Here is a 12475-nt window from a genome sequence, read left to right on the forward strand (position 1 = left end):
ATGCCTGAGGTCCATGCCGATGACGCTGCCATCGCCGTCGTAGGACTCGCCTGCCGACTGCCGGGCGCCGCGAACCCGCGCGCCTTCTGGGAGCTGCTGTGCGACGGCGTGGAAGCGATCGGTGACGTCCCCCTCGACCGGGGCGACCTCGCCGAGCGGGACGTCCCGCGCCGCGGCGGCTTCCTCGACCGGATCGACGGGTTCGACCCGGGCTTCTTCGGCATCTCGCCGCGCGAGGCCACCGCCATGGACCCGCAGCAGCGGCTCATGCTGGAGCTGAGCTGGGAGGCGCTGGAGGACGCCCGGATCGTGCCGGACGCCCTGCGCGGCAGCCGGACCGGCGTCTTCGTCGGCGTGATGGCCTCCGACTACGCCACCCTCGCCCAGCGCGGCGGCACCGCGCAGATCGGCCCGCACTCGCTGGCCGGCCTGCAGCGCGGCCTGATCGCCAACCGGGTCTCCTACGCCGTCGGCCTGCGCGGCCCCAGCATGACCGTCGACGCCGGACAGTCCTCCTCCCTGGTCGCGGTGCACGTCGCCGCCGACAGCCTGCGGCGCGGCGAGGCCACCCTCGCCCTGGCCGGCGGCGTGCACCTGATCGCGGCCCCGGAGAGCACCGTCGGCGCGGCCCGCTTCGGCGCGCTCTCCCCGGACGGCCGCTGCTACACCTTCGACGAGCGCGCCAACGGCTACGTCCGCGGCGAGGGCGGCGTGGTCGTCGCCCTCAAGACCGTCGCCCGGGCCGTCGCCGACGGCGACCGGATCTACGCCGTCATCCGCGGCAGCGCCGTCAACAACGACGGCGGCGGCGACAGCCTGACCACCCCCAGCCGCGACGCCCAGGCCGACGTGCTCGGCGCCGCCTACCGGCGCGCCGGGATCGCCCCCGACGCGGTGCGCTACGTCGAACTGCACGGCACCGGAACGGCCGTCGGCGACCCGGTCGAGGCGGCGGCCCTCGGCGCCGTCCTCGGCGCCGGCCGCACCCCCGACGCCGCGCTGCGGGTCGGCTCCGCCAAGACCAACATCGGCCACCTCGAAGGCGCCGCCGGCGCGGCCGGCCTGCTCAAGGCCGTCCTGTCGGTGGCCAACCGGCAGCTCCCGCCGAGCCTCAACTTCGAACGGCCCAACCCGCGCATCCCCCTGGACGACCTCGGCCTGCGGGTGCAGACCGCCCTCGAACCCTGGCCCGAGGGCCCGCGGATCGCGGGTGTCAGCTCCTTCGGCATGGGCGGCACCAACTGCCACGTCGTGCTCACGGAGTGGCCCGGCCGGGCCGAGGACCCGCGCGAGCGGACCGCCGACGCCGACGCGCCGGTGCTCTGGCCGCTGTCGGGCCGCACCGAGGACGCGCTGCGCGAGCAGGCCGCCCGGCTGCGCGCCCACCTGGAGGCCGCTCCCGCCGCCGACCCGGCCGACATCGGCCACTCGCTGGCCACCACTCGCGCGGCCTTCGGCCACCGGGCCGCCGTGCTCGGCCGCGGCCGGGACGAACTGCTGCGCCGCCTCGGCTCGCTGGCCGCCGGCGAGCCGGTGCGCGGGGTGCTCTCGGGGGAGACGGACGAGGGCCGCACGGCCTTCCTGTTCACCGGGCAGGGCTCGCAGCGGGTCGCCATGGGCCGGGGCCTGTACGAGGCGTTCCCCGCCTTCGCGGCGGCGTTCGACGCGGTCTGCGCGGAGCTGGACGCGAGGCTCGGGCGGTCGGTGCGCGAGGTCGTCTTCGCGGGTGCGGAGGATCTGGACCGTACGGTGTGGGCGCAGGCCGGGCTGTTCGCGGTCGAGGTGGCGTCCTTCCGGCTGCTCGAATCCTGGGGCGTGGCACCGGAGTTCCTGCTCGGGCACTCGATCGGCGAGGTGGCGGCCGCCCATGTGGCGGGCGTGTTCTCGCTGGCGGACGCGTGCGCCCTGGTGGCGGCGCGCGGGCGGTTGATGGACGCGCTGCCCGAGGGCGGGGCGATGCTGGCGGTGCAGGCCACCGAGGCGGAGGTCCGTGACGCGATCGGCGACCGGCTGGACGTGGCGGCCGTCAACGGCCCGACCTCGCTGGTGGTTTCCGGCCCGACCGAGGCGGTCGAGGAGTTCGCGGCGCGCTGGAAGGCCGAGGGCCGCAAGACCAGCCGGCTGACGGTCTCGCACGCCTTCCACTCGGCCCTGATGGAGCCGATGCTCGCCGAATTCGCCGCCGTCCTCGCGGAGTTGACCTTCGCCGAGCCGCGCATCCCGGTCGTCTCCAACCTGACCGGCGGGATCGCCCAGCCGGGCCTGCTCGCCACCCCCGAGTACTGGGTTCGGCAGGTCCGCGACGCCGTCCGCTTCGCCGACGGCGTCGAAACCCTGCACCGCGAGGGCGTCACCCGCTTCCTCGAAGTCGGCCCGGACGGCGTGCTCTGCGCGATGGCCCGGCAGGCCGGCGCCGAGGGCCTGCTGGCCCCGGCCCTGCGCAAGGACCGCGACGACGCGGAGACCCTGCTCGGCGCCGTCGCCCGGCTGTACACCGCCGGCGCGCCGCTGGACTGGGACGCCGTCTTCGCGGGCCACGCCCCCCGACCGGTCGACCTGCCCACCTACGCCTTCCAGCGCCGCCGCTTCTGGCTGGACACGGCCGCCCGTCCGGCCGTCGAACCCGTTCCTGCCGCGCCGGCCCCGGCCGAGGCCCCGACCGGACCCGCCGCCGAGCGGCGGGACGAGCGGGCGCTGCTGCACCAGATCCGCGCCCAGGTCGCCGCCGTCCTCGACTACGAGACCCCCGGCGACGTGGACGCCCGGCTCACCTTCCGCGACCTGGGCTTCGACTCGCTCACCGCCGTGGAACTGCGCGACCGCCTCGCCGCGGCCACCCGGCTGCGGCTGCCGGACTCCCTGGTCTTCGACCACCCGACCCCGCTGCGCCTGGCCGAGCACCTGTCCGGCCTGCTCTACGGCGAGCCCGCCGCCGTCGCGCCCGCGACGCCCGCCCCCGGCGCCGTGAGCGACGAGCCGATCGCGATCGTCGCGATGAGCTGCCGCTACGCGGGCGGCATCGACACCCCCGAGGCGCTGTGGCAGGCGGTCCTCGACGGCCGCGACCTGGTCACCGGCTTCCCCGAGGACCGCGGCTGGGACATCGCGGGCGTCTACGCGGACGAGGGCCGCAACCCGACCGGCACGCTCACCCCCGCCGGGGCGTTCCTGACCGACGCGACCCGCTTCGACGCGGCGTTCTTCGGCATCTCCCCGCGCGAGGCCCTCGCCATGGACCCGCAGCAGCGGCTCCTGCTGGAGACCGCCTGGGAGGCCGTCGAGCGCCTCGGCGCCGACCCGGCCGTGCTGCGCGGCAGCCGCACCGGCGTGTTCGTCGGCGCCACCGCCCAGGACTACGGCCCCCGGCTGCACCAGGCCCCGGCCGACCTCGAAGGCCACCTGCTGACCGGCAACACCGCGAGCGTCGCCTCCGGCCGGATCGCCTACGTGCTCGGTCTGGAGGGCCCGGCGGTCACCGTCGACACGGCCTGCTCCTCCTCGCTGGTCGCCCTGCACCTGGCCGCCCAGTCGCTGCGCCTCGGCGAGTGCGACATGGCCCTGGCCGGCGGCGCCACCGTGCTGGCGACGCCCGGCATGTTCATCGAGTTCAGCAAGCAGCAGGGCCTGTCGGCCGACGGCCGCTGCAAGGCCTTCGCCGAGGGCGCCGACGGCACCGGCTGGGGCGAGGGCGTGGGCCTACTGGCCCTGGAGCGGCTCTCCGACGCCGAGCGGCTGGGCCACCCGGTGCTCGCGGTGATCCGCGGCAGCGCCATCAACCAGGACGGCGCCTCCAACGGCCTCGCCGCACCCAACGGCCCCTCCCAGGAGCGGGTGATCCGCCAGGCGCTGGCCGGCGCCGGACTCGCCGCCGCCGACGTGGACGCCGTCGAGGCGCACGGCACCGGCACCGCCCTCGGCGACCCGATCGAGGCCCAGGCGCTGCTGGCCACCTACGGCCGGGACCGCGCCGCCGAGGACCCGCTCTGGCTCGGCTCGGTGAAGACCAACATCGGGCACACCCAGGCCGCCGCCGGCGTCGCCGGGATCATCAAGATGGTGCAGGCGATGCGGCACGGGACGCTCCCGGCCACCCTGCACGCGGACACCCCCTCCAGCCGGGTGGACTGGAGCGCCGGCGGCGTCCGGCTGCTGACCGAGGCCCGGGACTGGCCCGAGCGCGGACGTCCGCGCCGCGCCGCGGTCTCCTCCTTCGGCATCAGCGGCACCAACGCCCACATGATCGTCGAGAGCGTGCCGCAGGACGCCCCGGCGGCCCCCGCCGCCACCGGCCCGCTGCCCTTCCCGCTCTCCGCCCACGGCGAGGCCGCGCTGCGCGCCCAGGCCGCCCGGCTGGCCGAGGCCGTCCGCACCGGCGCCGGGCCGGCCGCCGCCGCCTCCCTCGCCGACCTCGGCCTGTCGCTGACCGCCCGGGCCGCCTTCGACCGGCGCGCCGTGGTGGTCGCCGCCGACCGCGAGCAACTGCTGACCGGCCTGGACGCGCTGACCCGGGAACTGCCCGCCGCCAACCTGACTACCGGCACGGCCGGCGCCCCCGACGGCCCCGTGTTCGTCTTCCCCGGCCAGGGCTCCCAGTGGGAGGGCATGGCCGCCGAGCTGTACGCCTCCTCCGAGGTCTTCCGCGCCGAGCTCACCGCGTGCGCCGAGGCCCTCGCCCCCCACACCGACTGGTCGCTGATCGACGTGCTGCACGGCGCCCCCGGCGCCCCCTCGCTGGAGCGCGTCGACGTGGTGCAGCCCGCGCTGTTCGCCGTGATGGTGTCGCTGGCGAAGCTCTGGCGGCACTCCGGCGTCGTCCCCGCCGCCGTGATCGGCCACTCCCAGGGCGAGATCGCCGCCGCGCACGTCGCCGGCGGCCTCACCCTGGCCGACGCCGCCCGGATCGTCGCCCTGCGCAGCCGCTACCTGCGCGCCATCGCGGGCACCGGGGGCATGGCGTCGATCCCGCTGCCGACCGCCGAGGTCGAGGCGCGCATCGCCCGCTTCGACGGCCGGATCACCGTCGCCGCGCACAACGGCCCGTCCGCCACCGTGGTCGCGGGGGAGGCCGAGGCCCTCGACGAGTTCGTCGCCCAGTGCCAGGCCCAGGACATCCGCGCCCGGCGCGTCCCGGTCGACTACGCCTCGCACTCGCCGGCCGTCGACCCGCTGCGCGAGGAGCTGGCCGAGGCCCTCGCCGGGATCGAGCCGCGCGAAGGCCACACGGCCTTCTGGTCCACCGTCACCGGCGGCCTGCTGGCGACCACCGCACTCGACACCGACTACTGGTTCCGCAACCTGCGCCAGGTGGTGCGCTTCGAGCCCACCGTGCGGGCGCTGCTCGCGGCCGGCCACCGCACCTTCGTCGAGTCCAGCCCGCACCCCGTGCTCACCGTCGGCGTCCAGGAGACGCTGGAGGCCGACGGCCGCGGCGGCGCCGCCCTCGGCACCCTGCGCCGCGACCACGGCGGCCCCGAGCGGTTCCTCGGCGCGCTCGCCGAGGCGTACGTCGCCGGCGTCGCGGTGGACTGGGCGGACGCCTTCCCCGGCTCCGCCCGGCGGGTCCCGCTGCCCACCTACCCCTTCCAGCGCGAGCGGTACTGGCTGGCGCCCGGCACCGCCTCGACCGACGCCACCGGTCTCGGCCTCGACCCCGCCGACCACCCGCTGGCCGGCGCCGCCGTCACCCTCGCGGGCGACGACACCTTCGTCCTCACCGGCCGGCTCGCCACCGCCGACCAGCCCTGGCTCGCCGACCACGTCGTCAACGGCGCGGTCGTGCTGCCCGGCTCCGCGCTCGTCGACCTCGCGCTGCACGCGGGCCTGCGCTGCGGGCACCCGCACCTGGAGGAGCTCACCCTCCAGAGCCCGCTGGTCCTCCCGGCCGACGGCTCCGTCCAGATCCAGGTGGTGCTGCTGCCGCCGGACGAGGCGGGCCGCCGCCCGGTCACCGTCCACTCCCGCCCGCGGGCCGCCGCCGAGGACCGCCCCTGGACCTGGCACGCCACCGGCGCGCTGATCGCCGGGCCGGCCGCCGCGCCCGCACCGCAGGGCGCCTGGCCGCCCGCCGGAGCCGTCCCGCTCACGGTCCAGGACGCCTACCCCGGCCTGGCCGGGCGCGGCTACGCCTACGGCCCGGCCTTCCAGGGCCTGACCGCCGCCTGGCGGCGCGGCGAGGAGCTGTTCGCCGAGATCACCCTCCCCGAGACGCTCCCGACCGAGGGCTTCGGCATCCACCCGGCGCTGCTGGACGCCGCGCTGCACGTGCTGCTGCTCGACGGCGACCCGGCGACCACCCGGCTCGCCTTCTCGTTCGCCGGCGTCCGGCTGCACGCCGCCGGAGCCACCGCCGTCCGGGTGCACGCCGCGCCCGCCGGCCCCGAGGGCGGCTACGCCGTCACGCTGAGCGACCCGGCGGGCGCCGCCGTCCTGGACGTCGACGCGCTCGTCCTGCGGGCCGTCGACCCGGAGCGGTCGGCCGCCGGCCGGAGCACCGCCGACCCGCTCCACCGGCTCGACTGGATCCCCGCCGCCACCGCGGCCACCGCCACCGGTGGCGCCGTCCGGACCGCCCCGGCCGACCTCGCCCAGGGCCTGCCGCCGCTCGACGGCGGCCCGGCGCCCGAGGCCGTCCTCGTCCCGGTCACCGGCGACCCCGACGCCCCCGCCGAGAGCGCGCACGCCCTGACCCGCAGCGCCCTCGGACTGATCCAGGCCTTCCTCGCCGAGGAGGGCCGGGCCGACTCCCGACTCGTCCTGCTCACCCGGCAGGCCCTCGCCGCCGGCCCGGACGAGGAGGTGCGCGACCTCGCCGCGGCCGCCGTCCTCGGCCTGGCCCGCAGCGCCCAGATCGAGCACCCCGGCCGCATCCTGATCCTCGACCACGACGGCGAGCGGCCCACCGACGAGGCCCTGCGCGACGCCCTCGCCGGCGACGAGCCGCAGCTCGCGCTGCGCGCCGGCCGCCTGCTGGCGCCGCGGCTGGTCAAGGCCGGACCCGCCCCGCTCGCCGGGGCCGAGCCCGCCCGCACCCCGTTCGACCCGGACGGCACCGTCCTGCTGACCGGCGGCACCGGCGCCATCGGCCGCCTGCTGGCCCGGCACCTGGTCACCGCGCACGGGGTCCGCCACCTGCTGCTGGTCGGCCGCCGCGGCCTGCCCGCCGCGGAACTCGCGGAGCTGACCGCCGGGCTGGACGCCGAGGTCACCGCCGCCGCCTGCGACGCGGCCGATCCGGCCGCCCTGGCCGCCCTGCTGGCCGCCGTCCCGGCCGAGCACCCGCTCACCGCCGTGGTGCACGCCGCCGGCGTGGTCGACGACGCCTCCGTGCAGCGGCTGCGCCCCGAACAGCTGGACGCGGTGCTGCGCCCCAAGGCCGACGCGGCCTGGAACCTGCACCGGCTCACCCGCGACCTCGACCTGAGCGCGTTCGTGCTCTTCTCCTCGCTGGCCAGCACCGTCGGCGCCGCCGGCCAGGGCAGCTACGGCGCCGCCAACGGCTTCCTCGACGCGCTCGCCCAGCACCGGCACGCCCTCGGACTGCCCGCCCAGGCGCTGCTCTCCGGCCTCTGGGCGCACGGCGAGGGCATGGGCGGCCGGCTCGGCGAGGCCGACCGGGCCCGCCTGGTCCGCGGCGGCCTGGCACCGATGACCGCCGAGCAGGGCCTCGCGCTCTTCGACGCGGCCCTCGCCGACGGCCGCCCGCTGATCGCCCCGGCCCGGATCGCCGTCGCCGAGGCGGCCGGCCGCGCCGAGGCCGTCCCTGCGGTGCTGCGCGGCCTGATCCGCACCCCGCTGCGCCGGGCGTCGGCCGCCGCGGCGGCGAGCGGCCTGGCCGACCGGCTGACCGTGCTTCCCGCCGCCGACCGCCGCCGCACCCTGCTGGACCTGGTCCGCTCCAGTGCCGCGACCGCGCTGGGCCACGCCGACCCGGCCGGGATCGCGGTGGACGGCGCGTTCAAGGCGCTCGGCTTCGACTCGCTGATCGCGGTGGAGTTCCGCAACCGGCTGAACGCGGCGTCGGGCCTGCGGCTGCCCACCACCGTCGCCTTCGACCACCCCACGCCGAACGCGCTCGCCGACCACTTGCTCGCCCTGCTGACCGACGCCACCGGCACCGGCCCGGCGCCGACCGCGGCCAGGGCCGCGACCGCCGCCCCGGGCGAGCCGATCGCGATCGTCGCGATGGGCTGCCGCTTCCCCGGCGGCATCGGCTCGCCCGAGGAGCTGTGGCAGGTCGTCGCCGAACGCGGCGACATGATCTCCACCCTGCCCGCCAACCGCGGCTGGGACCTCGACCGGCTGTACCACGCGGACCCCGACGAGCCGGGCCGCTCGTACACCCGCGAGGGCGGCTTCCTGTACGACGCGGACCTGTTCGACGCCGCGTTCTTCGGCATCTCGCCGCGCGAGGCGGCCGCCGCGGACCCGCAGCAGCGGCTGCTGCTGGAGACGGCCTGGGAGGTCGTCGAGCGCGCCGGGATCGACCCGGCCACGCTGCGGCACAGCGCCACCGGCGTGTTCACCGGTGTCGCCACCCAGGAGTACGGCCCGCGGATGGACCACGCCCTGGAGAACTACGGGGGCTACCGGGTCACCGGCAGCGCGGGCAGCGTCGCCTCCGGCCGGGTGGCGTACGCGCTCGGCCTGGAGGGCCCGGCGGTCACCGTCGACACCGCCTGCTCCTCCTCGCTGGTCGCCCTGCACCTCGCGGTCCAGTCGCTGCGGGGCGGCGAGTGCGACCTCGCCCTGGCCGGCGGCGCCGCCGTGATGTCCACCCCGGGCCTGTTCATCGAGTTCAGCCGACTGCGCGGACTGTCCGAGGACGGCCGCTGCCGGGCCTTCGGTTCGGGTGCGGACGGCTTCGGGCTGGCCGAGGGCGTCGGCCTGGTCATGCTGGAGCGGCTCTCCGACGCCCGCCGCAACGGGCACCGGGTGCTCGCGGTGGTGCGCGGCACCGCCGTCAACCAGGACGGTGCGTCGAACGGTCTGACGGCGCCGAACGGCCCGTCGCAGGAGCGGGTGATCCGCCAGGCGCTGGCCAACGCCGGGCTGTCGGCCGCCGAGGTGGACGCGGTGGAGGCGCACGGCACGGGCACCAAGCTGGGCGACCCGATCGAGGCCCAGGCACTGCTGGCGACGTACGGTCAGGACCGGTTCGCGGACCGGCCGCTCTGGCTGGGCTCGGTGAAGTCGAACATCGGGCACACCCAGGCCGCGGCCGGGGTGGCGGGTGTGATCAAGATGGTGCTGGCGATGCGGCACGGCGTGCTGCCGGCGACCCTGCACGTGGACGCGCCGTCCCCGCACGTGGAGTGGGCGACGGGCGCCGTGGAGCTGCTGTCCGAGGCGCGTCCCTGGCCGCAGGCCGGTCGCCCGCGCCGGGCGGGCGTCTCCTCGTTCGGCATGAGCGGCACCAACGCGCACCTGATCCTGGAGGCCGCGCCCGCGACGGCGGCCGAGGAGCCGGCGGAGGCCGGCGGTGTGCAGCCGTGGCTGCTGTCGGGCCGCACGCCGGCCGCGCTGGGCGCGCAGGCGGAGCGGTTGCGGGAGTTCGTGCTGGGGCGTCCGGAGCTCGGGGTGGCGGACGTGGGGTCCGCGCTGCTGTCGCGGGCGGGTCTGGAGCACCGTGCGGTGGTGCTGGGTGCGGAGCGGGAGGCGCTGCTGGACGGCCTCGCGGTGCTCGGCGGCGAGGGTGTGGTCCGGGGTCGGGTGGTTCCGGGTGACGTGGTGTTCGTGTTCCCGGGTCAGGGTTCGCAGTGGGTGGGCATGGCGTGGGAGCTCGCCGAGGCCTCACCGGTGTTCGCGGCCAGGTTGGCGCAGTGTGAGGCGGCGTTGGCGCCGTTCACGGACTGGTCGCTGACCGAGGTGCTGCGCGAGGGTGCGGAGTTGGACCGGGTGGACGTGGTCCAGCCGGTGCTGTGGGCGGTGATGGTGTCGCTGGCCGAGGTGTGGCGGGCGCACGGTGTGGAGCCCTCGGCGGTGATCGGCCATTCCCAGGGTGAGATCGCCGCGGCGGTGGTCGCGGGTGCGCTGTCCGTCGAGGACGGCGCGAAGGTGGTGGCGCTGCGCAGCCGGGCGATCGTCGAACTGGCCGGTGGTGGCGGGATGGTGTCCGTCGCGGCGGGCAGCGCGGTGGTCGAGGAGCTGATCGGCTCGTTCGAGGGCCGGATCTCGGTGGCGGCGTACAACGGGCCGTCCTCGACGGTGGTGTCGGGCGAACCGGACGCGCTGGACGCGCTGATGGCGCTCTGCGAGGAGCGGGATGTGCGGGCCCGCCGCATTCCCGTCGACTACGCCTCGCACTCCGCCCAGGTCGACCGGCTGCGCGAGCGCATCCTGACGGAGCTGGCCGAGGTCGCCCCGGTGACCTCCACCGTGCCGCTCTACTCGACGCTGACCGGCACCCCGATCGACACCGCCCGGATGGACGCCGGGTACTGGTTCGACAACCTGCGCTCCCCGGTGCGCTTCGAGGAGGCCACCCGCGCGCTGCTCGGCAGCGGCCGCGCGGTGTTCGTCGAGTGCAGCCCCCACCCGGTGCTGACGGTGGGCGTGCAGGAGACCGCCGACGCGGTCGAGGCCGCGACGGCCGTGCTGGGCACGCTGCGGCGCGGCCGGGGCGGCCCCGAGCAGCTGCTGACCGCCCTGGCCGAGGCCTGGACCGCCGGCGTGGCCGTCGACTTCACCACGCTGCTGCCCGCCGGCCGCCCGGTCGAGCTGCCGACCTACGCCTTCCAGCGCGAGCGCTACTGGCTGGAGCAGGCCGCCGCCCCGGTGGCCGAGGGCGACCCGGCCGAGGTCCGGTTCTGGGACGCCGTCGAGCGCGAGGACCTGGCCGAGCTCTCCGAGGCGCTGCGGCTGGACGACACGCCGGAGCTGCTCGGCTCGGTGCTGCCCGCGCTGGCCGACTGGCGGCGCCGCCGCCGGGACCGCTCGACGCTGGACTCCTGGCGCTACCGGATCGGCTGGAAGCCGGTGGACGCCCCGCGCGGGGCGGTCGCCCTGACCGGCACCTGGCTGGTGGTGGCCGCCGAGGAGACCGCCGCCGAGGAGGTGGTCGCGGCGATCCGCACCGCCGGTGCGCAGACCGTGACCCTGGTCGTGGCCGACCCGGCCGTCGGCCGTACGGCGCTGGCCGACACCCTCCGCCCGGCGCTTCCCGCGGCCGAGCCGTTCGCCGGCGTGGTCTCGCTGGCCGGCCTGGCCGAGGAGCCGCTGCCCGGGACGGTGCTGCCCGCCGGCCTGGCGGTGTCGCTGACGCTGGTGCAGGCGCTCGGGGACGCCGGGATCACCGCCCCGCTGTGGACCCTGACCCGGGGCGCCGTCTCCACCGGCCGGGCCGACCGGCTGGACCACCCGGTGCAGGCCCAGCTCTGGGGCTTCGGCCGGTCGCTGGCGCTGGAGCACCCGGAGCGCACCGGCGGCCTGATCGACCTGCCGCCGGTGCTCGACGAGCGCGCCGGTCGGCGCCTCGCGGCCCTCCTCTCGGGTGCCACCGGTGAGGACCAGAGCGCCGTACGCTCCTCCGGGACCTACGCCGCCCGGCTGCTGCGCGCCCCCGAGCCCGCGCCCGCCGGCGAGGGCCGGCGGCTGACCGGCACCGTCCTGGTCGCCGGAGCCGACGGTGCCCTCGGCCGCCAGGCCGCCCGCTGGGCGGCCGGCCGCGGCGCGGCGCACCTGCTGCTGGTCGCCTCCGCACCGTCCGGGGAACTCGCCGACCTCGCCGCCGAGTCGACCGGGGCCGGCACCCCGGCCACCGTGGCCGTCTGCGACCTCGGCGACGCCGACGCGCTCGCCGCGCTGCTGGCCGAGCACCCCGTCGCGGGCGTGGTCCTCACCGCCGAGGTCGGCCCGACCGAGGCCCTGGAGCTGACCGGTCCGGCGGAGTTCGCGGCCGTCCTCGCCGCCAAGACCGCCGGTGCCGCCCGGCTGCACGCCGCGCTCGCGGACGTGCCGCTGGACGCCTTCGTGCTGTTCTCCTCGATCGCCGGGGTCTGGGGCAGCGGCGGCCAGGCCGCCTACGCGGCCGGCAACAGCTACCTCGACGCCCTGGCCGAGCACCGCCGCTCGCTCGGCCTGCCGGCCACCTCCGTCGCCTGGGGCCCGTGGTCCGGTGGCCCGGACGGCCGCGGCGCGGACTTCCTGAGCCGCCGCGGCATCCCGGCCATGGACCCGGGGCTGGCCCTGGCCGCGCTGGACCGGGCCGTCGACCGGGACGAGAGCACCGTCGTCGTCGCCGACGTCGACTGGCCGACCTTCATCGCCTCCTTCACCTCCGCCCGGCCCAGCCCGCTGCTCGCCGACCTGCCCGGCCCGCGCACCGCCGCGGCCGCCGCCGGCACCGACGGCGCGGCCGCCCTCGGCGGCCGGATCGCCGCACTGTCCGCCGCCGAGCGCGAGCGGGAGACCCTGGCCGTCGTCCGCGCCGAGGTCGCCGCGGTGCTCGGGCACGCCGACCCGAGCGGCCTGGAGACCG

Annotated in this window: 1 protein-coding gene (running past one end of the window); it reads left to right on the forward strand. The window is 77.4% G+C overall.

Annotated features, from left to right (window positions below; all coding sequences use genetic code 11):
• Positions 1 to 12475: the start of a type I polyketide synthase gene (locus tag ACFVUY_RS07845; protein ID WP_387728118.1), read on the forward strand. It continues 25283 nt past the right edge of the window; 12475 of the gene's 37758 nt are visible here — the first part of the coding sequence; its start codon is at positions 1 to 3; its stop codon lies beyond the right edge, outside the window.

The sequence above is a fragment of the Kitasatospora sp. NPDC058063 genome, from assembly GCF_042885395.1.
GTDB classification, from domain to species: domain Bacteria; phylum Actinomycetota; class Actinomycetes; order Streptomycetales; family Streptomycetaceae; genus Kitasatospora; species Kitasatospora lactacystinica.